Origin of the sequence: Bosea sp. 29B (genome assembly GCF_902506165.1) — a bacterium.
In the GTDB taxonomy this organism is placed as follows: domain Bacteria; phylum Pseudomonadota; class Alphaproteobacteria; order Rhizobiales; family Beijerinckiaceae; genus Allobosea.
This window is the reverse complement of sequence record NZ_LR733817.1, coordinates 2,535,946-2,562,003: the sequence shown is the minus strand read 5'-3', so window position 1 is coordinate 2,562,003 and position 26,058 is coordinate 2,535,946. Positions and strand designations below refer to the sequence as shown.

Annotated in this window: 30 protein-coding genes and 1 other RNA gene; 18 read left to right on the top strand and 13 right to left on the bottom strand. The window is 66.7% G+C overall.

Annotation, left to right across the window (positions count from 1 at the left end; translation table 11 throughout):
* Positions 1–5 precede the first annotated feature (5 nt).
* The 4 genes from rnpA to GV161_RS12535 all read right to left on the bottom strand — a co-directional run bounded on the left by rnpA (position 6) and on the right by GV161_RS12535 (position 1,838).
* Positions 6–380, bottom strand: coding sequence for a ribonuclease P protein component (gene rnpA, locus GV161_RS12550; RefSeq protein ID WP_152015948.1), 375 nt, complete (start codon positions 378–380; stop codon positions 6–8).
* A gap of 167 nt (positions 381–547) precedes the next feature.
* On the bottom strand, positions 548–682 hold the full coding sequence (gene rpmH / locus GV161_RS12545; protein ID WP_057189143.1) for a 50S ribosomal protein L34: 135 nt from the start codon (positions 680–682) through the stop codon (positions 548–550).
* 209 nt (positions 683–891) lie between these two features.
* The gene (locus tag GV161_RS12540) at positions 892–1,098 is read right to left on the bottom strand and encodes a hypothetical protein (RefSeq protein WP_152015949.1); all 207 of its coding nucleotides are present in this window, start codon (positions 1,096–1,098) and stop codon (positions 892–894) included.
* Complete coding sequence (locus tag GV161_RS12535; protein ID WP_152015950.1) at positions 1,095–1,838, bottom strand: TMEM165/GDT1 family protein; 744 nt, start codon at positions 1,836–1,838, stop codon at positions 1,095–1,097. Before GV161_RS12535 ends, GV161_RS12540 begins: the two co-directional genes overlap by 4 nt.
* Positions 1,839–1,970: 132 nt before the next feature.
* Here GV161_RS12535 and GV161_RS12530 point away from each other — a divergent pair, with 132 nt between their 5' ends.
* From GV161_RS12530 to recR, 5 genes are all read left to right on the top strand, one after another.
* The gene (locus GV161_RS12530) at positions 1,971–2,528 is read left to right on the top strand and encodes a Chromate resistance protein ChrB (RefSeq protein WP_244624177.1); all 558 of its coding nucleotides are present in this window, start codon (positions 1,971–1,973) and stop codon (positions 2,526–2,528) included.
* Between the two features lie 49 nt (positions 2,529–2,577).
* An RNA gene (ffs, locus tag GV161_RS12525) (signal recognition particle sRNA small type) lies at positions 2,578–2,674 on the top strand.
* Positions 2,675–2,812: 138 nt separating this feature from the next.
* Entirely contained in the window at positions 2,813–4,669 is a 1,857-nt protein-coding gene (locus GV161_RS12520; protein WP_152015952.1) for a DNA polymerase III subunit gamma/tau, read from the top strand.
* Positions 4,670–4,688: 19 nt separating this feature from the next.
* Positions 4,689–5,012 (top strand): YbaB/EbfC family nucleoid-associated protein, encoded by a 324-nt coding sequence (locus GV161_RS12515; protein ID WP_091834743.1) that lies wholly within the window; start codon positions 4,689–4,691, stop codon positions 5,010–5,012.
* Between the two features lie 106 nt (positions 5,013–5,118).
* Entirely contained in the window at positions 5,119–5,724 is a 606-nt protein-coding gene (gene recR / locus GV161_RS12510) for a recombination mediator RecR (protein ID WP_152015953.1), read from the top strand.
* A gap of 7 nt (positions 5,725–5,731) precedes the next feature.
* Here the strand turns inward: recR and GV161_RS12505 are convergent, their stop codons facing one another.
* Positions 5,732–6,019: a hypothetical protein gene (locus GV161_RS12505; RefSeq protein ID WP_152015954.1), complete on the bottom strand. Its 288-nt coding sequence runs from the start codon at positions 6,017–6,019 to the stop codon at positions 5,732–5,734.
* Between the two features lie 213 nt (positions 6,020–6,232).
* Between GV161_RS12505 and dapD the strand changes: the two genes are divergently transcribed.
* Positions 6,233–7,075 carry a 2,3,4,5-tetrahydropyridine-2,6-dicarboxylate N-succinyltransferase gene (dapD, locus tag GV161_RS12500; protein ID WP_152015955.1) on the top strand — a complete coding sequence of 281 codons (843 nt, stop codon included), beginning with the start codon at positions 6,233–6,235 and terminating at the stop codon, positions 7,073–7,075.
* Between the two features lie 20 nt (positions 7,076–7,095).
* Positions 7,096–7,689: a hypothetical protein gene (locus tag GV161_RS12495; RefSeq protein ID WP_152015956.1), complete on the top strand. Its 594-nt coding sequence runs from the start codon at positions 7,096–7,098 to the stop codon at positions 7,687–7,689.
* Positions 7,690–7,707: 18 nt separating this feature from the next.
* On the opposite strand, the gene GV161_RS12490 is transcribed toward GV161_RS12495, so the two are convergent.
* Both GV161_RS12490 and GV161_RS12485 read right to left on the bottom strand, forming a co-directional pair.
* Entirely contained in the window at positions 7,708–8,262 is a 555-nt protein-coding gene (locus tag GV161_RS12490) for a DUF1269 domain-containing protein (RefSeq protein ID WP_152015957.1), read from the bottom strand.
* An 85-nt stretch (positions 8,263–8,347) separates the two neighbouring features.
* Positions 8,348–9,841: an MDR family MFS transporter gene (locus GV161_RS12485; protein WP_152015958.1), complete on the bottom strand. Its 1,494-nt coding sequence runs from the start codon at positions 9,839–9,841 to the stop codon at positions 8,348–8,350.
* Between the two features lie 161 nt (positions 9,842–10,002).
* On the opposite strand from GV161_RS12485, the gene GV161_RS12480 reads away from it, so the two are divergent.
* Both GV161_RS12480 and GV161_RS12475 read left to right on the top strand, forming a co-directional pair.
* A complete protein-coding gene (locus GV161_RS12480; RefSeq protein ID WP_152015959.1) occupies positions 10,003–10,380 on the top strand; it encodes a hypothetical protein in 378 nt (125 codons plus the stop codon).
* The gene (locus GV161_RS12475) at positions 10,377–10,877 is read left to right on the top strand and encodes a hypothetical protein (protein ID WP_152015960.1); all 501 of its coding nucleotides are present in this window, start codon (positions 10,377–10,379) and stop codon (positions 10,875–10,877) included. The genes GV161_RS12480 and GV161_RS12475 overlap by 4 nt, the downstream gene beginning before the upstream one ends.
* Here the strand turns inward: GV161_RS12475 and GV161_RS12470 are convergent.
* Complete coding sequence (locus GV161_RS12470; protein WP_152015961.1) at positions 10,874–11,335, bottom strand: helix-turn-helix domain-containing protein; 462 nt, start codon at positions 11,333–11,335, stop codon at positions 10,874–10,876. The two genes, GV161_RS12475 and GV161_RS12470, sit on opposite strands and share 4 nt — an antisense overlap.
* Before the next feature lie 113 nt (positions 11,336–11,448).
* Here GV161_RS12470 and GV161_RS12465 point away from each other — a divergent pair, with 113 nt between their 5' ends.
* Positions 11,449–12,723 (top strand): MFS transporter, encoded by a 1,275-nt coding sequence (locus GV161_RS12465; RefSeq protein ID WP_152015962.1) that lies wholly within the window; start codon positions 11,449–11,451, stop codon positions 12,721–12,723.
* Positions 12,724–12,782: 59 nt separating this feature from the next.
* Here GV161_RS12465 and GV161_RS12460 read toward each other — a convergent pair whose 3' ends face one another.
* From GV161_RS12460 to GV161_RS12445, 4 genes are all read right to left on the bottom strand, one after another.
* Complete coding sequence (locus GV161_RS12460) at positions 12,783–13,271, bottom strand: heme-binding protein (protein WP_152015963.1); 489 nt, start codon at positions 13,269–13,271, stop codon at positions 12,783–12,785.
* 88 nt (positions 13,272–13,359) lie between these two features.
* On the bottom strand, positions 13,360–13,968 hold the full coding sequence (locus GV161_RS12455) for a response regulator (protein WP_152015964.1): 609 nt from the start codon (positions 13,966–13,968) through the stop codon (positions 13,360–13,362).
* Positions 13,965–15,473 (bottom strand): ATP-binding protein, encoded by a 1,509-nt coding sequence (locus tag GV161_RS12450; protein WP_152015965.1) that lies wholly within the window; start codon positions 15,471–15,473, stop codon positions 13,965–13,967. Before GV161_RS12450 ends, GV161_RS12455 begins: the two co-directional genes overlap by 4 nt.
* Positions 15,474–15,553: 80 nt before the next feature.
* Positions 15,554–16,528 carry a PAS domain-containing sensor histidine kinase gene (locus GV161_RS12445; RefSeq protein ID WP_159650242.1) on the bottom strand — a complete coding sequence of 325 codons (975 nt, stop codon included), beginning with the start codon at positions 16,526–16,528 and terminating at the stop codon, positions 15,554–15,556.
* 198 nt (positions 16,529–16,726) lie between these two features.
* Between GV161_RS12445 and GV161_RS12440 the strand changes: the two genes are divergently transcribed.
* From GV161_RS12440 to GV161_RS12405, 8 genes are all read left to right on the top strand, one after another.
* Positions 16,727–17,530 (top strand): DeoR/GlpR family DNA-binding transcription regulator, encoded by an 804-nt coding sequence (locus GV161_RS12440; protein ID WP_152015967.1) that lies wholly within the window; start codon positions 16,727–16,729, stop codon positions 17,528–17,530.
* Positions 17,531–17,630: 100 nt separating this feature from the next.
* A complete protein-coding gene (glpD, locus tag GV161_RS12435) occupies positions 17,631–19,166 on the top strand; it encodes a glycerol-3-phosphate dehydrogenase (RefSeq protein ID WP_152015968.1) in 1,536 nt (511 codons plus the stop codon).
* Positions 19,163–20,248 carry an ABC transporter ATP-binding protein gene (locus tag GV161_RS12430; RefSeq protein ID WP_152015969.1) on the top strand — a complete coding sequence of 362 codons (1,086 nt, stop codon included), beginning with the start codon at positions 19,163–19,165 and terminating at the stop codon, positions 20,246–20,248. Before glpD ends, GV161_RS12430 begins: the two co-directional genes overlap by 4 nt.
* A 1-nt stretch (position 20,249) precedes the next feature.
* Positions 20,250–21,344 (top strand): ABC transporter ATP-binding protein, encoded by a 1,095-nt coding sequence (locus GV161_RS12425; protein ID WP_152015970.1) that lies wholly within the window; start codon positions 20,250–20,252, stop codon positions 21,342–21,344.
* Positions 21,341–22,240: a sugar ABC transporter permease gene (locus GV161_RS12420; protein WP_152015971.1), complete on the top strand. Its 900-nt coding sequence runs from the start codon at positions 21,341–21,343 to the stop codon at positions 22,238–22,240. The genes GV161_RS12425 and GV161_RS12420 overlap by 4 nt, the downstream gene beginning before the upstream one ends.
* Positions 22,240–23,037, top strand: coding sequence for a carbohydrate ABC transporter permease (locus tag GV161_RS12415; protein WP_152015972.1), 798 nt, complete (start codon positions 22,240–22,242; stop codon positions 23,035–23,037). The genes GV161_RS12420 and GV161_RS12415 overlap by 1 nt, the downstream gene beginning before the upstream one ends.
* A complete protein-coding gene (locus tag GV161_RS12410; protein WP_244624178.1) occupies positions 23,034–23,315 on the top strand; it encodes a DUF2160 domain-containing protein in 282 nt (93 codons plus the stop codon). The genes GV161_RS12415 and GV161_RS12410 overlap by 4 nt, the downstream gene beginning before the upstream one ends.
* A gap of 202 nt (positions 23,316–23,517) precedes the next feature.
* Positions 23,518–25,275, top strand: a complete 1,758-nt coding sequence (locus GV161_RS12405; RefSeq protein ID WP_152015974.1) for an ABC transporter substrate-binding protein — start codon at positions 23,518–23,520, stop codon at positions 25,273–25,275.
* A 135-nt stretch (positions 25,276–25,410) separates the two neighbouring features.
* Here GV161_RS12405 and GV161_RS12400 read toward each other — a convergent pair whose 3' ends face one another.
* Positions 25,411–25,947, bottom strand: a complete 537-nt coding sequence (locus tag GV161_RS12400; RefSeq protein WP_152015975.1) for a hypothetical protein — start codon at positions 25,945–25,947, stop codon at positions 25,411–25,413.
* Positions 25,948–26,058 lie beyond the last annotated feature (111 nt).

The following is a 26,058-nucleotide window of genomic DNA, read 5'->3' as shown; positions in this document are numbered from 1 at the left end:
GGGCCCTAAGAGGCTTTGCGGGGGGCGGAGCGGCGCTTGCCGCCACTGGCTGGGCGGGCGCGGTCGAACGCGACCGAAAGGTCGGCGATCATCGCGGTAAAATCGGCCTGGACGGTCTCGGGCCGGGCGACGATCACGAGATCGCAGGGCTTGCCGGCCTGCTCGGCCAGAGCGAGCGCTGCAGCAGCGCGCAGGCGGCGGCGGATGCGGTTACGCACCACGGCGTTGCCGGTCTTGCGTGAAGCGGTCAACCCGAGACGCAGATCGTCCTGGCCCGGCTTGTCGAGCACCTGCACGGTGAAGGCGGACGAACGAAAACGGCGGCCATGCTCGGCCGCCGCGAGAAAGTCCTTGCGTTGCGTCAGACGGGCGAGGCGCATGGCGGTTGGCCAGTCTTCCGGAACAGACGCGCCTGCAACGCGCGCCTCTAGATCACGCTGCATTTGGATGGCCCCATCCAAATGCAGGAAACGTGATCGACTCTAAGATAGAGCATGTTTTCAGCGAAAAACCGGTTCCCACTTTTTCGCAGCATGCTCTAGGCTCATCAGGCCGACAGGCGCTTGCGGCCGTGGGCGCGACGAGCGGCAATGACCTTGCGGCCACCCGTGGTCGCCATGCGGGCGCGGTAGCCGTGACGGCGCTTACGCACCAGCTTGCTGGGTTGATAGGTTCTCTTCACGGTCCGTCTCCGGGGCCTTGTTCGGCAGGGCAAGCGCAGCTTTCATGGGAAAGCCGATGCCCGCCAGGCCTGTCATGCAAAAAGGGCCGCGCCGCCCGGTAGGCAGCGCAGGTCGCGGGCTTATGGCGGATGGGGGGACCTGAGTCAATGCCGAAGACGCATCCCGCGACGAAGCCGCGCGCTCGCCGTGCGAGATCCGGACCGAGCGCTCAGCGCTCGCGCGCCCGCAGCGCGCTCGCCACCAGGACCGCGATGCAGCCGACCAGCAGAACGGCGCCTGTCACGAGCGTCGGCAGCACCAACCAGAAAGCCAAGAGCGCCGCGAGACCGACGACGCCGAGCACGGCGAGCGCCAGAAACTCGTCATCGACGAAGAGGCCGACGACTTCACGGCAGATCGATTGGACCAGGTTCATCTGGCGGGCTCCATGACGAGGCGGCGCAGCAGCGCGGCGGTGGTGATCCCGACGGCGAGGAACAACGCGACGAAGGCCAGGATGGCGAGGTCGTGCCCCGGCCACGGCACACCGAGCCCTTCGCCCGTCCAATAGACGCCGAAGGCCGAGAGCATGACCCCGACACCGAATTTCAGCGTGTTCTCCGGTACCCGCGCGAGCGGCTTGTGGACGACGACGCCGATCGCGAGCACGAGCAAGCAGGCGGCGAGCGCCCCCAAGCTCGCCGGCCAGACGAGGCCGCGACCGGCACCGACCGCGATGACGATGAACACGACCTCGATGCCCTCCAGCACCACTGCCTTGAACGCGGTCAGCCCGGCGATCCAGTCATGGTGCCGGCCCGACGGCCCGGTCCGGGCGAGTGCGGTGGCCTGCTTCGAGAAGGCCGCGTCCTCGTCATGCAGCGGGACGATTCCAGCCGACCGCAGGATTGCCTTGCGCAGCCAGCGCAATCCGAACAACAGCAGCAACACCCCGATGACCAGTTGCAACGCCTGCAGGGGAACCCGTTCGAGAAGCGGGCCGAGGCCAAGCACCAGCGCAGCCAGCACCGCAAGCGCCGCCGCCGCTCCGGTCAGAGCCGGCCGCCAGCCGCGCACCGTCCCGACCGCAAGCACGATAGTGAAGGCTTCGACTACCTCGACCAAGGACGCAAGGAAAGCGGCGGAGATCGCGGGAAAGGCTGTAGCCCATGTCATGTCGATTGCCTCCCGAGGCAGCGGGAGGCTGGTCAACAGCTCCCATAACCGTCACAATGGAACCTAGGAAACATAACGGCCAGTCACATATCTGTGTAACTATCGTAACATTCATTAGGTTCACTCATGCCCTTGGAATGGTTTCTCCTCACCTACAAGCTCCCTGCCGAGCCGGCGCGGCGGCGTGTCTCGGTCTGGCGCAAGCTGAAGGGCATGGGCGCGATCTACCTGCAGGGCGGCGTCTGCCTGCTGCCGAAGACCGACGACCATCTGCGCCGCCTCAAGGTGCTGGAGAACGAGATCACCGAGGCGGAGGGGGAGGCCCTGCTGCTCGCGACCACCGGGCTCGACCAGAAGCAGCAGGAGAAGATAATCGCCCGCTTCAACGCCGACCGCAACGACGAGTACAAGGAGTTCATCGAGAAATGCATCGCCTTCGAGGCTGAGATCGCCGAGGAAACCCGCGTCCGGCACTTCACCTTCGCGGAACTGGGGGAGAACGAGCAGGAACTGCTCAAGTTCAAGACCTGGATCGAGAAGATCCGGAAGCTCGATTTCTACAAGGCGCCGCGCGGCGGCGAGGCCACCGAACGGCTGGCGCGCTCGGAGACGATTCTCGACGCCTACGCCCAGAACGTCTTCGCGGCCCAGGAGGAGAATCGCCCGGCCGGACACCCCGCGCAGGATTGAAGCGCAGAGCCGGGTTGCGCTGCGGCTCGACATGCACGATATAGCGCCCGGGAGGTTGGCGAGGGACGTCTCACTCGCCAACCCGGTCAGATCCGGAAGGAAGCAGCCGTAACGAGACCGAACGGGTCTTCGTCCAACCTCCTACTTTCGCGCAAGTCCTTCAGCGCAAATCTTGTCGCGCGCGGATGCGCGGGCCTTGGCTTCCCTCACATTCCTGACGCGTTCGCGCCCTCCTATGACAGAGCGGCGTTGACCGGGGCGCCGCGATTGGCGAAAGCAGGGGTATGACCGACGAGACCGTCCCCGCCGACGAGCCGGGTTTCCCCGGCATGGCCCCGGTGCCAGCCCCGGCCGCCGCAACGCCGGCGGGCTATCGCGTTCTGGCGCGCAAGTACCGGCCGGCGCATTTCGGCGACCTGATCGGCCAGGACGCCATGGTCCGGACGCTGACCAACGCCTTCGCCGCGGGCCGCATCCCGCAGGCCTGGATGCTGACCGGCGTGCGCGGCGTTGGCAAGACCACGACGGCGCGCATCCTGGCGCGCGCCCTGAACTACCAGAACGCCGATGGCAGCGGCGCCCCGACCACCGACCTCTCGCAGTTCGGCGTGCATTGCCAGGCGATCGTCGAGGGCCGGCATATCGACGTGATGGAGATCGACGCCGCCTCGAACAACGGCGTCGACAATGTCCGCCAGATCAACGACGCGGTGCGCTACGCCCCGGTCTCGGCGCGCTACAAGGTCTACATCATCGACGAGGTCCACATGCTCTCGGGAGGCGCCTTCAACGCCTTCCTGAAGACGCTGGAGGAGCCGCCGCCGCACGCAAAATTCATCTTCGCCACCACCGAGATCCGGAAGGTTCCGGTGACGGTGCTGTCGCGCTGCCAGCGCTTCGACCTGCGCCGCGTCGATGCGGCGCTCCTCGTCGGGCACCTCGACAAGATCTGCCGGGCGGAGGGCACCGAGGCTGAAGAAGAGGCGCTCGCCGCCGTGGCACGCGCCGCCGAAGGCTCGGTGCGTGATTCGCTCTCGATCCTCGACCAGGCGATCGCCCATGCCGGCGGCAAGATCACGCTGGAGGAGGTCCGCAGCATGCTCGGCCTCTCCGACCGGGCACGCGTCATCGACCTGTTCGAACTGGTGATGAAGGGCGACATCGCCGGCGCCCTGACCGAGCTCAGGGCACAATACGACGCCGGCGCCGATCCGGCGGTGGTGCTCTCCGACCTCGCCGAGTTCAGCCATCTCGTCACCCGCCTCAAGCTCGTGCCGGAGGCGGCCAAGGACAACAGCCTGTCCCAGGCCGAGCGGGTGCGCGGCGCCGATTTCGCCCAGCGCCTGTCGATCCGCGTGCTGGCGCGGGCCTGGCAGATGCTGCTGAAGGCCGTCAGCGAGGTCCGCCAGGCCGACCGCCCGGTGATGGCCGCCGAGATGGCGCTGGTGCGCCTCGCCCATGCCGCCGACCTGCCGACGCCGGACGAAGCGCTGAGAATGCTGCGTGACGGCAGCGGAGCCGTCGGCGGCAACGGCGCGCCCGCTCCGCGCCCTCCTTCCGGCGGCGGCGCGACCGCGCTCGCGGCCCGGCCGGTGCTGGCCAGCGCCAATCCGATGCCCGCCGCGGCGCCGGTGGCCCAAATACGGGCCAGCGCCCTGCCGCAACCGCAGAGCTTCGAGGAGGTCGTCGCGCTCGCCTCGCGCCATCGCGACATCACCATGAAGCTGGCGCTGGAGCGCGATGTCCGCCTGGTGCGCTTCGAGCAAGGGCGGATCGAGTTCGCACTGGCCGAGCACGGCAACCGCCTGCTCGCCAACGATCTGTCGAAGCGGCTGAAGGAATGGACCGGCCAAACCTGGCTGGTCGCCATCGTCAATGCCGAGGGCTCGGCGACCATGCGCGAGCAGGCGGTCGCTGCCCGCGACAAGCGCGAGAGCGACGCGGCGAGCCATCCTGCCGTCCGCGCCGTGATGGAGCGCTTCCCGGGCGCACGTATCGTCGATGTCCGCGATCCCCGTGCGGCTGAAGCCGAGGCGTCCGCCACCGCCACGGGCGGCGACGAGGACCTGCCCGAATTCGAGCCGCTCTTCGACGACAGCGAGCCCGATTTCGACGGGGTCGAATTCTTGACCGACAACTGACCACAAAGGGAGCGCCGCCATGCGCGACATGATGGGCCTGATGAAGCAGGCGCAGGACATGCAGAAGAAGATGGCCGAGATGCAGGCCCAGCTCGACACCCTCGAATTCGAGGGTTCGGCCGGCGGCGGCCTGGTCAAACTGGTGATGACCGCCAAAAACGTGCTGAAATCGGTAAAGATCGACCCGAGCCTGATGGTGCAGGGCGAAGAGGAGATCCTGGAGGATCTCGTCATCTCCGCCAGCAACGACGCCCGCAACAAGGCCGAGCGGGCCGTGCAGGAGCGGATGGCCGAGATGACCAAAGGCCTGCCGCTTCCCCCCGGCATGCCTAAGCTGTTCTGAAGCAGGCTCAGCGTCATGCTCGGGCTTGGCCCGAGCATCTCTCGCAGAAGAGCCCTCCTGTCCTGAGATGGTCGGCTCAAGGCCGACCATGCCGCCTTAGAGACCCATGTCCCGCACCATCGCCGGCCCCGAGATCGAGCGTCTGATCCAGCTCCTGGCCAAGCTGCCGGGCTTGGGCCCCCGCTCGGCCCGGCGCGCGGCGCTTCACCTCGTCAAGAAGCGCGAGCAATTGCTCGGCCCGCTCTCGGAGGCGATGGCGGTGGCGCGCGAGCGCATCGTCGTCTGCTCGCGCTGCGGCAATGTCGACACCAGCGATCCCTGCGGGCTCTGCCGCGATCCGCGCCGCGACGACAGTCTGATCGTCGTCGTCGCCGATATCGCCGATCTCTGGGCGCTGGAGCGCTCGGGTGCGGTCGGCGGGCGCTATCATGTGCTCGGCGGCGTGCTCTCGGCGCTCGACGGCATTCGGCCCGAGAACCTCTCGCTCGACGCGCTGGTGGCACGCGCCTCGGAACCTGCGGTGAAGGAAGTGATCCTGGCGCTCAACGCCACGGTCGAGGGCCAGACCACGGCGCATTTCATCACCGACCTCCTGGCACACCTCGAGATCAAGGTGACCAAGCTCGCCCATGGCGTGCCGGTCGGAGGCGAACTCGACTATCTCGATGACGGCACCCTGGCGGCAGCGATCCGCCAGCGCACCGGCTTCTGAGGTTGCCTCAATCGTCCCAGGGCGAGGCGTTCTTGCAGCGGTAGCCAACAAAGCATTGCGGCGTATCGCGAGCGGGTACCCAAGCCGGATAGGTGATCTCGTCGAACTGACAGAAGCTGCGGTCGCGCACGAAGCGATCATAGGTATAGCCGCCGGTGCCGAGCACGATCGCGCCATTGGCGAGGACGCTCTGGCGGTTGGCAGCGCAACTCAGCGTCGGCGATTGCGGCCGGCCCTGCGCCTGCACCGCACCAGCGAGACCGAAGACGAAAAGAGCAATCAGGATCCGGGTCATCGTTCGACTCCGCCGCGTTAAGCCTGTTCGCATTGTAACATGGATGGCCTGCCCGCAATCCCGCTTTGCCTTGACGGCGCCGCGGGCTTCCGCCATCGCTCACCCCGTCAAGCTCGGGTCCGTCCCGAGCCGCCACGTCTTCCCCTTTTCATCCACGTCCACAAGGCGTGGATGGTCGGCACGAGGCCGACCATGACGAGAGAGAGCCGCTCCATGTCCCTGACCGATCTCGCCGCCACCATCGACGCCGCCTGGGAGAACCGGGCCGAGATCGGCCTCGGCACCAAGGGCGCCGTGCGCGAGGCGGTCGAACAAGCAATCGAGCTGCTCGATTCCGGCCAGGCACGCGTTGCCGAGAAGGTCGGCGGCGACTGGGTCACGAATCAGTGGCTGAAGAAGGCGGTGCTGCTGTCCTTCCGCCTCGCCGACAACGAGATCATGGCGCATGGCCCGGGCGAGGGCGTGTTCTGGGACAAGGTGCCCTCGAAGTTCGCCGGCTGGGGCGAGAACCGTTTCCGCGCCGCGGGCTTCCGCGTCGTGCCGCCAGCGGCGGCACGCAAGGGCTCCTATCTTGCGCCCAACGTCATCCTGATGCCGTCCTTCGTTAACATCGGCGCCTATGTCGATTCCGGCACCATGGTCGATACCTGGGCGACCGTCGGCTCCTGCGCCCAGATCGGCAAGAACGTCCACCTCTCGGGCGGTGTCGGCATCGGCGGCGTGCTCGAGCCGCTGCAGGCCAACCCGACGATCATCGAGGACAACTGCTTCATCGGCGCCCGTTCCGAGGTGGTCGAGGGCGTGGTGGTCGGCGAGGGTTCGGTGCTGGCCATGGGCGTCTTCATCTCGGCGACGACCAAGATCGTCGATCGCGCCACCGGCCAGGTCCATGTCGGCAAGGTGCCGCCCTATTCGGTCGTGGTCGCCGGCTCGCTGCCGGGCAAGCCTCTGAACGACGGCACGCCCGGTCCCTCGCTCTACTGCGCCGTAATCGTCAAGACGGTCGACGCCCAGACCCGCGCCAAGACCGGTATCAACGAACTGCTGCGCGACTGAGGATAGCGGAGGCGGAGCCGATGAAGACGCTTCTGAGCGCCGCTTTCCTCTCCCTGTTCTCCCTGGCGTCGACGACGGTGCAGGCCGAACCGGTCGCGCTGACCCTGAAGCTCGTCGACGAAGCCGGCAAGCCGCTGGCCGGCCGAGATGTCCGGGTCGCGATCGGCTCGGATGCCGAGATCAGCGCGCCCGGCACCGGGCAGCAGCTCTCCACCGATGCAGGCGGCGTCATCCGCATGCAGGGCGAGGCGACGATCGATCGCCGCAGCGTCTCCTCGACCAGCATCTACACGCGTCACCCGGCCGAGCATCTCGTCATCGGGGTCGAGCTCGACCTGATCGGCCGGCGCGCGCTCTACCGGGTCAGGCTCGACCAGACCAAGGCCGGCACGGTCGGCCAGATCAATGCCTTCCTGGCCGGTGCCGGCGGCCGCTTCGACCAGCCGCTCGCCTTCCATGCCGACACGCAGAGCTGGAGCCTGCCCGACGAGCCCGCAGGCCTGCGCCTCACCGGCATCGGCGCCGAACTCGTGGCTCAGAGCATGACAGGCACGGCCGAGACTGGCCGCACCATCATCCTCACCATCGCCAAGCAGAGCTTCAAACGGCGGTAGCGGAAGCCAAACTTCGACTTAGGCGCCGGGGATCGGATTGGGCGTCGGCTCCACCGAGGCCGGCACTGGCTCCTGCCGCTGTGCGGCCGGCGAAGCCGCGAGCGCGTCGCGCAGCGCCTGCTCCTGCGAATGATCGAGCGAGGTCTTCAGCACGACGCCGCCGGTGCCCTTGATCGCCTCGAGTACCTTGTCGCCCGTCATCTTCTGGATCAGCACGAAGAGCGCGGCATTGCCGGGCTGCAGATTGGCGGCGAGCTCCTTCATGAAGCCGTCGTTCACGCCATAATCCGTCAGTGCACCGCCGAGCGCGCCCGAGGCCGCGCCGATCGCCGCGCCGAAGACCGGCATCAGGAAGATCGCACCGATCAGCAAGCCCCAGAAGCCACCCGACGCCGCACCGAGCGCGGTGGTGTTGAGCAACTGGTTGAGCTTGACCTTGCCGTCCTCGTGCATCACCGCGATTGCGGCGTCGCTGATCTGGATCAGGTATTCCTTCTGCAGGCCGAAGAGCTTCTGCCGCATTTCCTCGGCCCGGGCTTCGGTCGGATAGACGATGACGACGAGATCGGACATGGCGTACTCCTCTGACGCGACAACTCAAGCTGCAACCGCTCTGTGACGGGCTAGCGGCAAACGCGCGACGAAGCGGCACGTTCCGCTAGTCTCCAGCCACCTCTTTCGCAGCCGCGAGAGCCGAACCGCGCAGCGGCAGCTCCTTCATGCGTAGCAGGAAGAGCAGCGCCAAGGCGAATCCCGCGAAGCTTGCAGCGAAGACATGGCGGAACAGCCCGACCATGGTGGCGCGATCGACGCCGCCGGCCTTGAGGGTCTCGGCCGAGAGCCCGGCGCCGCTGGCGCCGAGGCCGCCGAGCACGATCGCACCGAAGATGGCGACGATCAGCGCCCCGCCGATCTGGCGGAAGAAGTTGGCCGTGCCGGTGACCGTGCCGAGCTGGTGCATCGGCACGGCGTTCTGGATCGAGACGGTCGCGACCGGCAGGAGCATGCCGAAGCCGACGCTGATCAGAGCCAGGACGAGCCCGAAGGCCCAGAGCGGCAGCTGGTCGCCATAAGCGATCAGCACGGCCGTGCCGACGAGCGCGAGACTCAACCCCGCGACCGGCACGCGCTTGTAATGCGTCAGCTTGCCCATCGCCCGGCCCGAGGAGGTCGCGCCGAAAACGGTGCCGCAGGTCAGCGGGATCAGGCCGAGCCCGGAATTGGCGGCGGACAGACCCGCCACGGTCTCGAAATAGAGCGGTAGGTAGATGGTGAGGCCGATGAACGTGCCCATGCCGAAGCCGGCGGCGACGGTGGCGTTGCGGACCACCGGATTGGCCAGGACCGTCAGCGGGATCAGAGGCTCGGCCGCCGTGCGAAGGCGCCAGGCGAAGCAGAGCCAGAGCAGGACCGAACCAGCGACCAGCCCGAGGATCTGCGGCGAGCCCCAGGGATAATGCGTGCCGCCCCAGGACAGCGCCAGCAGCAGCGTCATGGTCGCGCCGGTCATCAGCAGCGCGCCGAGCACGTCGAGCTTGTGCGGCCGCTCATGCCGCGGCAGGCGCTGCAGGGCCTTGTCGGTCATCCAATAGGCGCCGAGCCCGAGCGGCAGGTTGATCCAGAAGATCACCGACCAGTGCAGCGCCTCGGCGATCATGCCGCCAAGCACCGGCCCGAGCAGCGAGGAGGTGAAGAAGACGCTGGCGAAATAGACCTGGTACTTGCCGCGCTCCTTGGGCGGGACCATGTCGCCGACGATGGTCTGCGCCATGGCCATCAAGCCGCCGCCGCCGAGCCCCTGCACGAAGCGGGCGGCGACCAGCAGCCAGAGCGACGGCGCCAGCGCGCAGGCGACCGAACCGATCACGAAGATCACGATGCCGCCGAGCATGGTGACGCGCCGGCCATGGATGTCGGCGAACTTGCCGTAGAGCGGGGTCACCGCGGTCGCGGCGAGCAGATAGGCGGTGACGACCCAGGGCAGGTGGGCGACGTCGCCGAGTTCGCGGCCGATCGTCGGCATCGCGGTCGCGACGATGGTCTGGTCGAGCGCCGCCAGGAACATGGCGAGCATGGTCCCGATCAGGATCGACCGGATATCGGCATGGGAAAGCGCCGCCTGCGCCGGCGGCGTCTCAACCCGCTTGTCCATCGGCACCTGTCCGTCCTGTGCTTGGGGAATAGCGGAGGATAGAGCCCGGGCCCGCCATGCGCCAGAGTCAGGGATGCAAGGCCGCCGCGAAGTGGGTGCAGCCCTGGATTCGCGCGAGCCGCACGCCGCGGCTAGCATGATGCATTCTGCTGCGAGGAATCATGCGCGCGCATCTGCTACTTGCCCTGCTGCCGATGATGCCGATCGCCGCCGAGGCGCTCGAGCTGACCGGCCGCTATGGCTATGCCGGCGAATGGGCGGTGACGGCGACACTCGCCGAGGCGGAGCCTGCCGCCTCCAAGCGCAAGCGCGATTTCGCCGGACCGGTGACCTTGAAGCATCTCGCCTTGTGCGGGCCGGGCGAGGTCGCCGAGAAATCCGGCACGCTCAACCTGCGGCGCGACGGGCAGCGCTATGCCGCGATGCTGGTGGTCGGTGAGGAGAGCTGCGCGGTGACCGGCACCCTGGCCGAGGACGGCGTCGCCTTCGCCGATTGCGGCAAGGCTGGAAAGATCCCGCTCAGACTCTGGCTGAAATGACGAAGCTGCGCTGCCTGGCTGCACTCGTAGCCGCCCTTGTCTGCAACACCGCATCGGCCGACACGCGTCCCTCGCTGTGCGGGGCCGGGGAGGCAGCGATCTTTTCCTGTGCGATCGGCGGCAAGACAGCCTCGCTCTGCGCCTCCCGCGATATCGGTCCAGGCCAGGGCAGCCTGAGCTATCGCTTCGGCCGCAAGGACGCGATCGAGCTGACCCATCCGGACAAGCCCGTGCCGCCGGACCAGGCTTTCAGCACTGCCGTCGTCGGCGATGCCGGCTTCGCCGGCGACATCGTCCGCTTCAGCCGCGGCGAGACCCGCTACACGCTGTACTCGATCATCGTGCGAGGACAGGGTGAGCGCGACGGCATTCGCATCGCCCGAGGCGGCCGCCGGATCGCCGACCTCAGATGCAAGGATTTCGCGCTCGGCAGCGATGCCTGGAAGCTGCTCTATCGCGCCAAGCTGCCAAAAGCCGAGCCGGCCTCCCTCGACTAGCGCTGCTTCTCCGACTCCGGAACCTTCAGGATCATCGCGCCCTCGGCATCGATCGGGCGGCCATCCTCGGTCTGCACGATCAACGTGACCTTGCGGCCGCTTTCGCGCTCGATCAGCGAGGAATGCTGCTCGCCTGGCCCGAACAGGTGCTGCTCGCCCCATTGCCTGAGCGCCACCATCACCGGGAAAAGATCACGGCCTTTGGCGGTCAGCCGATATTCCTGCCTGGCGCTACCGGCCGCTGCCGGGACGGCTTCGAGGATGCCGCGCGCGGTCAGCGTGCGCAGCCGCTCGGAGAGGATGTTGCGGGCGATGCCGAGGCTCTTCTGGAACTCGCTGAAGCGGGTCATGCCGTCGAAGGCGTCGCGCACGATCAGCATCGACCACCAGTCGCCGATCGCGTCGAGCGCGCGGGCGCTCGGGCAATAATCGCTAACCAGGCTGCGGCGTTTCACCATCGCTGCGGCGTTCTCCTCAAGGCTCCGTGATCGCTCTTCGGTTGCAAGATAAAACTGACATCGCTACACCGCAATGAGTTTCATTATGAAACTTATCTAGCGGAGACTCTTCCATGCGACTGGACATCGAGGCGGCGCCAGCCGGCGCCGCGAGCGCCGACGCACGCCCATCACCTTCTCCGACAGTGCGGCTCTCGGCCGGCATGATCCTGCTCTTCGCGGTGGCGAGCGGGCTCGCCGTCGCCAACGCCTATTTCGCCCACCCGCTGCTCGACATCATCGCCGACGATCTCAAGCTCTCGCGCGCCACGGTCGGCCTCGTCGTCGGCGCGACGCAGATCGGCTACGGGCTCGGGCTGATCCTGCTGGTGCCGCTCGGCGACCTCGTCGATCGTCGCAAGCTCGTCGTGCTGCAATCGCTGCTCTCGGTGGCGGCGCTGGTCTGCGTCGCCTTTTCCGTTTCGGGAGCGATGCTGCTCGCGGCGATGGCGGCGATGGGTTTCCTCGCCGTGGTGACGCAGGCCTTCGTCGCCTATGCCGCGAGCCTCGCAAAGCCGGAGGAGCGCGGGCAGGTCGTCGGCTCGGTCACGAGCGGGATCGTGCTCGGCATCCTGCTCGCCCGCGCCATCGCCGGCGCGATGGCCGATCTCTCGGGCTGGCGCGCGGTCTATCTGCTCTCGGCAGGAGCGACACTCATCATCGCCATTGTCCTGTTCAAGGCCTTGCCAGCGGAGCGAAAGGCGCCGGCGCGGCTCTCCTATCCGCAACTCATCGGCTCGCTCTTCACCCTGTTCCGCGACGAGAAGGTGCTGCGTATCCGGGCGGTGATCGCCATGCTGATCTTCGCCGACGTCACCACGCTGCTGACGCCGCTGGTGCTGCCGCTCGCCGCCCCGCCCTTCTCGCTGTCGCATACGGCGATCGGGCTGTTCGGCCTCGCTGGCGCAGCGGGCGCGCTCGGTGCGGCGCGGGCCGGGGCCTGGACCGATCGCGGCCACGGCCAGCGCCTCACCGGCATCGCGCTGGCGCTGATGCTGTTCGCCTGGCTGCCGATCGGACTCCTGCCGCAGTCGATCCTCTTCCTGATCGCCGGCGTGCTGATCCTCGATTTCGGTCTGCAGGCCGTGCACGTCACCAATCAGGCGATGATCTACCGCGTCCGGCCGGAGGCGCAGAGCCGGCTGACGGCCGGATACATGGTGTTCTATTCGATCGGCAGCGCGCTGGGCTCGTCGAGTTCGACGCTGGTCTATGCGCAAGCCGGCTGGACCGGCGTCCGCCTGCTCGGTGCGGCGATCGCCGCGATCGCGCTGGTGTTCTGGGCGGCGACGCTGAAGGCGATGCCCAATGAGGCGACGCGCGCCATGACAGCGAAGCCTGCTCCCTAACACGATCAGGGCCGCTGCCTTGCGGCAACGGCCCTGACGCCCCCCTCACTGAAGACCGGTCACTTCAGCTTGGCGGCGATCGCCTGCAGGCCGGCATTGGCGCATTCTTCGTCGAGGTGGCCGCCCGGAGCGCCGCCGACGCCGACCGCGGCGATGACCTCGTCACCGACCTTCACCGGTACGCCGCCGCCGAGCAGCAGGAAGCCGGGGATGTAGACGAGGTTGCGGGCGCCGGCATTGTTGGCGGCAGCCTCGGCCATGGCACCGGTGTTGTTCTTGGCGGACACCGAAGTGAAGGCCTTGGCGCGGCTGGCGTCGATGGTGTGCGGGCCGGCACGATCGGCGCGGATGGTGGCGAGCACGATGCCGCCACGGTCGACCACGGTCGCCGCGACGTTGAAGTTCTTGGCGGAGCAGGCGGCGACGGTCGCCTGGGCGAGCTCGACGGCGAGCGCCGTCGGCAAAGCGCGAATCTGCGCGACCTGGGCCTGGGCGAGCGTCGGCAGGGCGATGGCGGCAGACATGATGGCGAGACGGGCGAACGACATGACGATCCCTCTGGTGACCACCGTTTTGGTGTGAGGGGACAATGCCGAAGCCGGCGTCGCGCTTGCATCCGGGCGATAAGCGCAAAGCCTACGTAGTTCTACCGACGAGATGCAGCCGGACCATCTCGGCGACCGAGGTCGTCTCCAGCTTCTCGGCGAGATGGGCGCGGTGCGTGTCGACAGTCCGCGGCGAGATCGACAGCGCCCGCGCGATCTCCTTGGTCGAGCGTCCCTCGGCGATCAGGGCGAGAATCTCGGCCTCGCGCTGCGACAGGCGGCCGAGCCTCTCCCGCGACGAAGCGCTGCCGCTCTCGGCCGCGAGCATGCCGTCGAGCGTCGCCAGCGCCGCCTGGACGGTGTCGATCAATACCTGCTCGTCGACCGGCTTGGTCAGGAAATCGGCGGCGCCGTTGCGGAAGGCGGCGCGGCAGGCCTCGACATCGCCATGGCCGGTGATGACGACGACCGGCCAGCGGCAGCGCGCGGCGGCGAGCCGCTCCTGCAGCTTCAGCCCGGTCAGGCGCGGCATGCGGATATCGGTGACGATGCAACCCGGCCGCAGACCGGGCAGCGCCTCCAGGAAGGCGGCGCCGTCGGCATGCGGCTGGACCTCGAGCCCGACGGTCCGCAGCAGGAAGCTCAGCGCCTCGCGCACCTCCCAGTCATCGTCGATCAGATGGACGAGCTGCCGGCTCATTCAGTCGCCTCCCGCGAAGCCTCGCTCGCGACGCGCGGCAGGCGGACGCTGAAGACCGCACCGCCCTCGGCGGCATTCTCCGCGGCGAGTGTTCCGTCGAAGCGCTCGACGAGCCGGACGCAGAGGGCAAGACCGAGACCCAGGCCCGCCGGCTTGGTCGTGAAGAACGGCTCGAACAGGCGCGCCTGCGCTTCCGATGACAGGCCTGGACCGCTGTCGTGGACCGCGAGCACCGCCTCGCCCCCTTGCGTGCCGACCTCGATCGTCACGCGACGCTCGCCATCGAGCCCCTCCACCGCCTCCAGCCCGTTGCGGGCAAGGTTGAAGACGACCTGTTCGAGTTGGACCCGGTCGGCGCGCACCAGCGGCCGGCTGCCATCACCGGTGACGCACAGCGTTGCGCCCACGGCCTGCGCGTTGGCCGCGAGGAGATCGACGACCTCGCCGGCCAGCTCGGTCAGGTCGACGCTCTCGACCTGGGGCTCGGATTTGCTGATCCAGGCGCGCAAACGCCCGAGGATGTCGCCGGCACGGCGGGCATTGCGCGCGATCGCCTCGAAGGCGCCCGCCAGCACCGCCTGATCCGCATCGGGCTGAGCCAGCAGGCGTCGGCCGGCCTGGGCCTGGCCGAGGATCGCGGTCAGAGGCTGGGTCAGCTCATGAGCGATACCGGAAGCAAGCTCGCCCATGGCGTTGACCCGCCCGGCATGGGCGAGGCGGGCATCTTGCTCGGCGATTACGGCCTTTCGCGCCGCCTCGCGCGCGGCGCTGCGTGCTTCGAGCAAGCGGTCGACCAGGAAGGTGGCGAGGCCGATGAGGAGGCCGGCCAGCATCAGGACGGCCGGAGGCGGCAGCGGCCAGCCCGGCGCGCTCGTCGTCAGCGTCAGACGTAAGGGCTGGGTCCGGCTGGCGATATCGGCACTGAAGGCGCCTGCCGGCTCGTCGAGCGCACGACCTTGCTCGATCAGTTGCAACTGGACCCGTGTCCCCTCCGGCAGCGGCGTATCGCTGGCAGAAAGCCTGTTCATGTCGATAATGAGGGCGAGTGCGTAGTGGCCGACGCCGTCGGTGAGCGCCCGCTTGACGATGAGCAGCTTGTCGCCGCCGAGAGCGCGCAGCCGCAGGCTCGACCCGATTGCTTGCCGCGCCTCCTCCGCAACAACAGCGGGATCGGCGGCGTCGAGCAGCGAGCGCGGCGGAGTCAGCGCGAGATCGACGACATCGATGCCGACGATGCGCGGATAGAAGCGGACGATGCTGGCCGCGACCTGCTCGACGGTCGCGACCGGCGCCGGTTCGGCCGCCTGCACCAGGGCCGACAGGCTGGTCAGATGGGCATCGTGCTGGTCGACCCGCTGCGAGATCAGGCGATGCAGGGTGCGCCCGGCTTCCTCCAGCGCGGCGGCGTCATGGCTGCGCCGGTTCAGCGAATAGGCGGCGCAGGCGAGCCCGAACGCGACGAGGCCCGCGATGAGGATGGCGGCGCGGCGCGACCTCCTCAGCATCAGCGTGGCGACCTCCTGCCGGAACCTGCCGGCAAGACTAGCCGGTTTCGCGCCGCCATACAGTGGGCGACGATCGGCGGCTAGCCCTCGGCCAGCGCCGCGGTCGGCGCGTCGAGCGAAAGCGCGATGCCCTCAGGCGCAAAATCGATCTTCGCGGTGCCGCCGAGATAGCTGCCGAGCACTTTCTCGATCATCTGCGAGCCGAAGCCGCGCCGCTGCGGCGCCGTCACATGCGGCCCGCCGCTTTCCCGCCAGTGGAAGTGGAACGCGCCGCCCTCGTTGCGCCAGGAAACGTCGACATGGCCGCCATCTTGTGAGAGTGCGCCGTATTTCACCGCGTTGGTCCCAAGCTCGTGCAGAGCGAGCGCCATCGCCAGCGCGCATTTCGAGGAGAGCGTCACCGAGGGACCGTCGACGGTGAGGCGCTCGGCGGAGCGGTGCGGCGACAACACGACCTCGACCAGTTGCCTGAGATCAGCGCCGTGGCGGCTCGCCATCATCAGCACATCCTGCGCCGCGGCCAGTGCCTGCAAGCGGTCGGACAGACGGCGCTTGACCATATCGAGCGGCTCGTTGGAGCTGCGCAGCGACTGGTTGACGATGCCGGAGACCATGGCGAGCAGATTCTTGATGCGATGGTTCAATTCGCCGGCGAGCAGGCGGTAGCGCTCCTCGCCGGCATGCATCTGCGTGATGTCGCGCGAGACCGAGAGGATCGCCTCGGGCTTGCCGTCCGAAGCGACGATCGGCGAAACCTGCACATCCCAATAGCGCGGATTGCCAGCGGCAGTGTCGGCCTGGCCTTGGAATCGGTAGCTGTGACCAGCCCGCGCCGCCGCGAGCGCGGCCTCGACCTCGGCCTTCCCCTGCCCCTCCCAGAACTGCGTCCAGGGACAGCCGCGGATCGCCTCGAAATCGGCGACCTCCATCACGCGCTGACCGCCCTCGCTCATGAACTCGAGCGAACCGTCGAGGCCGATCACCTTGATGCAGTCGTCCGACGCCGCCAGCACGGCGCGCAGGAAACGAGCATCCTTGTCGAGCTGTGTCGGCACAGGTGGGCCTTCGAGTCGGGGTGAAGACGATACAGTTCGACCGCTAGCGCAGTGTCTGTCAAACGCGCATGTCTTTTGACAGGGTTGCGCATCGCGAGTGCGTTCGGCAGCTCCCGCGATCGTTAGCCGCCGAACTTGACACGGTTGACGCTGCCAGCCGGCGCGGTCAGCTTGGCGCCACGTCACGAGGAGCCGGACATGGAGAGCATCACGCCACGCCAGCGCGAGATCGTGGCGCTGGCCAGGGCGCAGGGACGCGTCAATGTCGAGGATCTCGCGGCGCGCTACGAGGTCAGCGCCCAGACCATCCGCAAGGACCTGAACCAGCTCTGCGACCAGCGCATCATGTCGCGCGTGCATGGCGGTGCCGTGGTCGCGTCCGGGGTCGAGAACCTAGCCTATGAGGCGCGCCGCTTCATCGCCCGCGACGAGAAGGCGGCGATTGGCCGGGCGGCGGCTGCGCTGATCCCCAACGACGCCTCGCTCTTCATCAATATCGGCACCACCACAGAAGAGGTGGCGCGCGCGCTGTCGGACCATCACGGCCTGCTGGTCATCACCAACAACCTGCATGTCGCGACGCTGCTTTACCCGCATCAGAATATCGAGGTGATCGTCGCCGGCGGGCCAGTTCGACGCTCCGATGGCGGCGTAATCGGCGCTGCCGCCGTCGACCTGATCCGCCAGTTCAAGGTCGACTATGCCGTGATCGGCACCTCCGCCATCGACGAGGAGGGGGCGCTGCTCGATTTCGACTATCGCGAGGTGCGCGTCTCGCAGGCGATCATCGAGAATGCCCGGCAATGCCTGCTCGTCGCCGACAGCACCAAGTTCGAGCGCTCCGCCCCTGTGCGCATTGGCCATCTGCGCGATGTCGACGTCTTCGTCACCGATCGGCTCGGCCCGCCGCCCTTGCGCGAGCTCTGCCGCAGCGAGGGCATCAGCGTGGTCGAAACCGAAACGCTGGCTGAGTCGGCCCTATACACCGAAAGTGAAAGCTAGAATTTTCGCTTTCACTTTCGTTTTCCCGTTGCACGCAAGAAAATCACGCTCTACCGTGCGTTGAAGAGGCACTCGCAGGAGTGCCTGCGGGAGGGATCGCGTGACGGCTCCGGTGTTCGACATCGCCATCATCGGCGGCGGCGTGAACGGCTGCGGCATCGCACGCGACGCGGCGGGGCGCGGAGCCTCGGTCGTGCTGTTCGAGCAAGGCGATCTTGCCAGCGCGACCTCCTCGGCTTCGACCAAGCTGATCCATGGCGGCTTGCGCTATCTCGAGCACTACGAGTTCCGGCTGGTGCGCGAGGCGCTGACCGAGCGTGAGGTGATGTGGCGCGCCGCGCCGCACATCATCCGGCCCCTGCGCTTCGTGCTGCCGCATCATGCGGGCCTCAGGCCCTGGTGGATGCTGCGGCTCGGCCTCTTCCTCTACGACCATCTCGGCGGCCGCAAGCTGCTGCCGGCGACGCGCTCGCTCGATCTCAAGCGCGACGCGGCCGGCGAGCCGCTGCAGCCGCGCTTCGGCCGCGCCTTCGAATATTCCGATTGCTGGGTCGAGGATGCCCGCCTCGTCGTGCTCAATGCTCGCGATGCGGCCGAGCACGGCGCCCGAATCCTGCCGCGGACCAAGGTGATCGGGGCCCGGCGCCAGGGCGATCTCTGGGTGGTCACGACCGAAGGCCCCGACGGCGTCCGGGCCGAGACCAGCGCCCGCGTGCTCGTCAACGCCGCCGGTCCCTGGGTCGCGGATGTGCTGAACGGCATCGTCGCCAGCAACCGTCCGGCCTCGGTGCGGCTGGTCCAGGGCAGCCATATCGTGGTGCCGCGCCTGTTCGAGCACGATCGCTGCTACATCTTCCAGAACGCCGATGGTCGCATCATCTTCGCCATCCCCTATGAGGGCGACCTGACCCTGATCGGCACCACCGACAAGGACTATGACGGTGATCCGGCCAAGGTCGCCGCCAGCGAGGACGAGATCGCCTATCTCTGCGCCGCGGCGAGCGAGTATTTCCGCAAGCCGATCAAGCGCGAGGACGTGGTCTGGACCTATTCCGGCGTGCGCCCGCTCTATGACGACGGCGCCAGCAAGGCGCAGGAAGCGACCCGCGACTATGTGCTGACGCTGGACGAGCCCGCCGGCTCGGCACCGCTTCTCTCGGTCTTCGGCGGCAAGATCACCACGGCGCGCCGGCTGGCGGAAGCGGCGGTCGAGAAGCTGTCGGCCGCCGTGCCGGCCCTGCGGGCGCCGACCTGGACGGCAAAGGCGCATCTGCCCGGCGGCGACTTCCCGGTCGAGGGCTTCGAAGGGCTGGTCGAGCGCATCTCTGCCCCCCGCCCCTGGCTCGACCGCAAGCTGGCGCGCCGGCTCGCCCGCGCCTACGGCACTCGCGCGGAAACCCTGCTCGAAGGCGCCAAGGCGATGGCCGATCTCGGCCGCGTCTTCGGCGCCGACCTGACCGAGCGCGAGGTCGCCTGGCTGATGAGCCAGGAATGGGCCGTGAGCGCCGACGACATCCTGTTCCGGCGCAGCAAGCTCGGCCTGCGCTTCTCGCCCGAGCAGCGCCGCGCGCTCGACGACTACATGGCGGCAAAGGCTTCGCCACCCGCTTCCGCCAAGGTGGAGGCGCGAGGATGAGCCTGACCCTCGACCGTCTCAGCCTGACCCGTGGCGCGCAAACCCTGCTCGCCGACATCTCGCTGACACTGGAGAGGGGATCGCTCAACGTGCTGCTCGGCGCCACGCTCGCCGGCAAGACCTCGCTGATGCGCCTGATGGCCGGGCTCGACGCACCGAGCAGCGGTAAGGTCCTGGTCGAGGGCCGCGACGTCACCGGACTGCCGGTGCAGAAGCGCAATGTCGCGATGGTCTACCAGCAATTCATCAACTACCCCGCGCTCTCGGTCTACGAGAACATCGCCTCGCCCTTGCGCGTCGCCGGCCTGCCGGCGAGCGAGATTGACGCCCGGGTGAAGAGCGCGGCGGCGCTATTGCGGCTCGAACCCTATCTCCAGCGCAAGCCGCTCGAACTCTCCGGCGGCCAACAGCAGCGCACCGCGATCGCCCGCGCGCTGGTGAAGCGGGCCGAGCTGGTGCTGCTCGACGAGCCGCTCGCCAATCTCGATTACAAATTGCGCGAGGAACTGCGCGAGGAATTGCCGCGCATCTTCGCCGAATCCGGCGCGATCTTCGTCTATGCCACCACCGAGCCGAGCGAGGCGCTGCTGCTCGGCGGCAATACCGCGACGCTGTTCCAGGGACGGGTGACGCAGTTCGGGCCGACCGCGCAGGTCTATCGCCAGCCTGACGATCTCGTCACCGCGCAGGTCTTCTCCGACCCGCCGCTCAACACGCTGTCCGGAACCAGGCAGGGCGGCGAGGTCAGGCTTTCGACCGGCCAGAGCATTCCTGCCACTGGCGCCTTCGCCAGCGTCCCCGATGGCGCCTACACGATCGGCTTCCGCGCCCATCATCTCGCGCTTGACGCGCTGCCGGCCCCGGCGATCGAGCTGCCGGCGACCGTCTCCGTCTCCGAGATCACCGGCTCGGAATCCTACGTCCATCTCGATGTCGGCGAGCATCGCCTGGTCGCGCTAGTGCCGGGCGTGCGCCGCCTGGAGCCAGGTGCCGCCGTCACGGCCTGGCTCGATCCCACCCGCATCTTCCTGTTCGACGCTGCCGGCAGGCTGACGGCGGCAGCTCCGGCAAAGGCGGCGTGACATGGCCAGGATCACGCTCGACAAGCTGGCCCATTCCTACAAGCCCGATCCGCAGGGGCCGCAGGACTATGCCCTGCGTGAGGTCGACCATGTCTGGCGCCAGGGCGGCGCCTATGCCCTGCTCGGCCCCTCAGGCTGCGGCAAGACCACGCTGCTCAACATCATCTCCGGCCTGGTGGTGCCGACGCGCGGGCGCATCCTGTTCGACGACAAGGACGTGACGCAATTGCCGACCGAGGCGCGCAACATCGCCCAGGTCTTCCAGTTCCCGGTCGTCTACGACACGATGACGGTGCGCGAAAACCTCGCCTTCCCCCTGAAGAATCGCGGCGTCGCGCGAGCGGAGATCGAGGCCCGTGTCGCCGAGATCGCCGGCCTGCTCGATCTGACCGCGGCGCTCGATCGCAAGGCGAGCCGGCTCGGGGCCGACGCCAAGCAAAAGATCTCGCTCGGGCGCGGGCTGGTGCGGCCCGACGTCGCCGCGATCCTGTTCGACGAGCCGCTGACCGTCATCGACCCGCACCTGAAATGGCAATTGCGCTCGATGCTGAAGGAGCTGCACCGCAAGCTCGATCTCACCATGATCTACGTTACCCACGACCAGACGGAGGCGCTGACCTTCGCCGATACGGTGGTGGTGATGCATGATGGCGGCGTGGTGCAGACCGGCACGCCGGAGGAGCTGTTCCAGCACCCGGCCCACACCTTCGTCGGCCATTTCATCGGCTCGCCCGGCATGAACGTGCTGCCCTGCAAGATCGAGGGCGCGCAGGCGAGCCTCGCCGGTCAGGAGATCGCGCTGACCAGGCACTATCCAGCACTCACCGGCAAGGTCGAGCTCGGCATCCGGCCGGAATACGCGACGCTCGCTCCGCGCGGCGCCGGGCTGCCGGTCAGGATCGCCAGGATCGACGACATCGGTCGCGCCCGCATCGCCCGCGTCGAACTCGATGGACTCAAGCTCGCCGCAAGCGTGCCGGAGGGCGCGAGCTTCGATAGCGATCTGGCCGCGCTCTCGCTGCAGAGCGGCCAGATCCACATCTACAGCGACGGCCATCTGGTCAAAGGCGAAGCGCTCGCGGGAGGCCAGCCATGAAGCCGGTCAACCAGAAAGCCTGGCTGCTCGTCCTGCCGGTGCTGCTGATCGTCGCCTTCTCGGCGGTGATCCCGCTGATGACGGTGGTGAACTACTCCGTCCAGGATTCCTTCGGCAACAACCAGTTCTTCTGGAACGGCGTCGGCTGGTTCACCGAACTGCTCGATCCCAAGAGCGATCTCGGCTCGCGCTTCTACGACTCGCTCTGGCGCAACCTCGCCTTCTCGGGAATCATCCTCGCCATCGAGATTCCGCTCGGCATCCTCGTCGCACTGTCGATGCCGCGCGAGGGCTGGACGGTCTCGGCGACGCTTGTCCTGATGGCGCTGCCGCTGCTGATCCCGTGGAACGTCGTCGGCACGATCTGGCAGATCTTCGCGCGCGGCGACATCGGCCTGTTCGGGGCCGCGATCAACGGGCTCGGCATCCGCTACAACTACGTCTCCGACCCGGTGGCGGCCTGGATCACCATCGTCGTGATGGATGTCTGGCACTGGACCTCGCTGGTCGCGCTGCTCTGCTATGCCGGCCTGAAATCGATCCCGGACGCCTATTACCAGGCGGCGCGCATCGACGGCGCCTCGCGCTGGGCCGTGTTCCGCACCATTCAATTGCCGAAGATGAGCCGCGTGCTGCTGATCGCCGTGCTGCTGCGCTTCATGGACTCGTTCATGATCTACACCGAGCCCTTCGTCGTCACCGGCGGTGGCCCCGGCAATTCGACGACCTTCCTGTCGATCGAATTGGTGAAACTCGCGCTCGGCCAGTTCGACCTCGGCAAGGCGGCGGCGCTCTCGATCGTCTACAACCTGATCATCCTCGCGGTCTGCTGGGTGTTCTACACGGTGATGACCGCGGCCGATGCGCGGGCCGATTCCGAAGCGGGGAGGGGCTGATGCGCGGCGGCCGGCTGATCCTTGCCCTCTACCTGATCGCGCTGATGTTGCCGATCTACTGGCTCGTCAACATGAGCTTCAAGACCAACACCGAGATCACCAACGCGCTGACGCTCTGGCCGCGGGCCTTCACCTTCGACAACTACACCAAGATTTTCACCGACCCGAGCTGGTACAACGGCTACATCAACTCGCTGCAATATGTGGCGCTGAACACCCTGCTCTCGCTCGCCTTCGCGCTGCCGGCGGCCTACGCCTTCTCGCGCTACCGCTTCCTCGGCGACAAGCATTTGTTCTTCTGGCTGCTCTCGAACCGGATGGCGCCGCCCGCGGTGTTCGCGCTGCCCTTCTTCAACCTCTATTCGGCGATCGGGCTGTTCGACACGCCGCTCGCCGTCGCCCTCGCCCACTGCCTGTTCAATGTGCCGCTGGCGGTCTGGATCCTCGAAGGCTTCATGTCGGGCGTGCCGCGCGAGATCGACGAGACCGCGGCCATCGATGGCTATTCCTTCCCGCGCTTCTTTACGAAGATCTTCATGCCGCTGATCGCGTCCGGCATCGGCGTCGCCGCCTTCTTCTGCTTCATGTTCTCCTGGGTCGAACTGCTCTTGGCGCGCACGCTGACCAGCGTCAGTGCCAAGCCGATCGCGGCGACCATGACCCGCACCGTCTCGGCCGCAGGCATGGACTGGGGGGTGCTCGCAGCGGCGGGCGTACTGACGCTGATCCCCGGCGCGCTCGTGATCTGGTTCGTCCGCAACTACATCGCCAAGGGCTTTGCCCTGGGGAGGGTGTGATGGAACTCAACTGGATGGCATGGACCTGGCAGACCGGCCTCTTCTTCGCCGGGATCGCCAGCCTGCTCCTGATCCTGACCCTGCTCGCGGTGTTCCGGCCCGAGACCGAGCGGGTCGGCGTGCTCGGCATCGCCACCACGCGCGGCGACCGGCTCTTCATCTCGCTGCTCGGCAGCGCCTTCATTCACCTCGCCTGGCTCGGGATCGTCGGCCAGCCGCTGTGGTGGGCATCCGGCCTCGCGCTCCTCTATGCCGCAGCGGTGTTCCGCTTCGTCTGAAGAGCCAGAGCAGGACGCGAAAAAGTGGGAACCGGTTTTTCGCATCGGCTCCTGCTCTGACTTCTAGGTGGGAGACGGATTCAGCTTTCAGGAAAAATCGCAGAGCGATCTTTCCTGAAAGCATCCGGCTCCGGCCCAAGAACAAGAAACGACCGGCCCGGAAGAACGGGCGGCACCCCAAGGGAAACGTCGGAGGACAACGATGACGACGCTCAGCAGGACCCTTATCAGCCTTTCCGGTGCGAGCTTGTTCGCGCTTGCGCTCGCCGCCGGACCGGCTCTCGCCGGCCCCGAGGAGGCGCGCAAATGGATCGACAGCGAGTTCCAGCCCTCGACGCTCTCCAAGGAGGAGCAGCAGAAGGAGATGGAATGGTTCATCAATGCGGCGAAGCCCTTCGCCGGCATGGAGATCAACATCGTCTCGGAGACGATCACCACGCATGAATACGAGTCCAAGGTTCTGGCCAAGGCCTTCACCGAGATCACCGGCATCAAGCTGACGCACGACATCATCCAGGAAGGTGACGTCGTCGAGAAGATCCAGACGCAGATGCAGTCCGGCAAGAACATCTACGATGGCTGGATCAACGATTCCGACCTGATCGGCACGCATTTCCGTTACAAGCAGGCGACCAACCTGACCGACTGGATGGCGGGCCCGGGCAAGGACGTCACCAACCCCGGTCTCGACGTCGACGACTTCATCGGCAAGTCCTTCGGCACTGGGCCGGACGGCAAGCTCTACCAGCTGCCGGTGCAGCAGTTCGCGAACCTCTACTGGTTCCGCTACGACTGGTTCCAGCGCGCCGACCTGAAGGAGAAGTTCAAGGCCAAATACGGCTACGATCTCGGCGTGCCCGTGAACTGGTCGGCCTATGAGGACATCGCCGAGTTCTTCACCAACGACGTCAAGGAAATCGACGGCACCAAGGTCTTCGGCCATATGGACTATGGCAAGAAGGATCCCTCGCTCGGCTGGCGCTTCACCGACGCCTGGCTTTCAATGGCGGGGAATGGCGACAAGGGTATCCCGAACGGCCTGCCGGTCGACGAATGGGGCATCCGCATGGAAGGCTGCCGCCCGGTCGGCTCCTCGGTTGAGCGCGGCGGCGACACCAACGGCCCGGCGGCGGTCTACTCGATCGTGAAATATGTCGACTGGCTGAAGAAATATGCCCCGCCGCAGGCGCAGGGCATGACCTTTGGCGAGTCCGGCCCGGTGCCGGCGCAGGGCACCATCGCCCAGCAGATCTTCTGGTACACCGCCTTCACCGCCGACATGGTCAAGCCCGGCCTGCCGGTGATGAACTCGGACGGCAAGCCGAAATGGCGCATGGCTCCCTCACCCAAGGGTGCCTACTGGAAGGACGGGATGAAGCTCGGCTACCAGGACGCCGGCTCCGCCACGCTGCTCAACTCGACCCCGGTCGACCGGCGCAAGGCGGCCTGGCTCTATCTGCAGTTCATCGTCTCCAAGTCGGTCAGCCTGAAGAAGAGCCATGTCGGCCTGACCTTCATCCGCGAGAGCGACATCTGGGACAAGAGCTTCACCGAGCGCGCCCCGCAGCTCGGCGGGCTGATCGAGTTCTACCGCTCGCCGGCGCGTGTGCAGTGGACCCCGACCGGCAACAACGTCCCGGACTATCCACGCCTCGCCCAGCTCTGGTGGCAGAACATCGGCGACGCCTCCTCGGGCGCCAAGACGCCGCAGGCGGCGATGGATGCCCTCGCCGCGGCCCAGGATTCGGTGATGGAGCGCCTGGAGCGCTCCGGCGTGCAGGGCGATTGCGGACCGAAGCTCAACCCGAAGACCTCGGCCGAGGAGTGGTTCGCCAAGGCGGAAAAGGCCGGCACGATCGCGCCGCAGCGCAAGCTCGCCAACGAGAAGCCGAAGGGCGAGACGATCGACTACGACACGCTGATCAAGAGCTGGCCAGCGTCTCCCCCCAAGCGCGGCTGAGCCCCCTCCTCCCGGCTCGGATGCGCAAAAGGGGCGCGGCAGCAATGCCGCGCCCCCGATTTTTGATACCTTCGGCAACAGGCAGAAGAACAACTCGTATTTGATTCATATTCCTAGCACGACCTTCTATCTAAATTAAGCTTTAATAATAATTTCGATATTATCAACTGAAATTCCAAGCGAATTGGCTAGAGCGATTTTTGCTTCTGGTATTGTTATTCTCCTTGAGCCAAAATCTTCAGTATCTCCAATCTCATAAAGCTCAATTGCATCATCTTCTGCTTCAGAAATTGGGTTCTTTGTCTCTTCGATATTCGAAGATTCTCCGGCCGCAGCCTGCCCAAGGCTAATGCAACTATAAAACCAGCAAAATCGAGATTTTTGACCGCGGCGACCGACAATAAATTCTCCACATTTTGTGCCTTCTAGACGGCGGGCAAGTGCAACGGCATCTCCACGCGAAATTCCGAGCTGTTTGCAGATTCGATTGATACTCGTCGACGCTGCATCTCTCTCGCGCTGTGCAGTCCAGTCGAACAAGGCTTCCGCCGCCTCGTCCGATTGATAGAGGCTGCGGATCGCATCAATAATCTCCTGCGTAAAATCCTTCGTCATAATCATTATCTCCTTTAATATCATTAAATAGCGGCTTATCGCAAGACGCACGGTCATTATGGACCTTATAAGGCCATATGTCAATATATAAAGTCATAAACCTTATTTAAGAATTATAACGACCGCCAGACACATTGATCTCCCTCGCAATGCCGCCCCCGGCCCCAT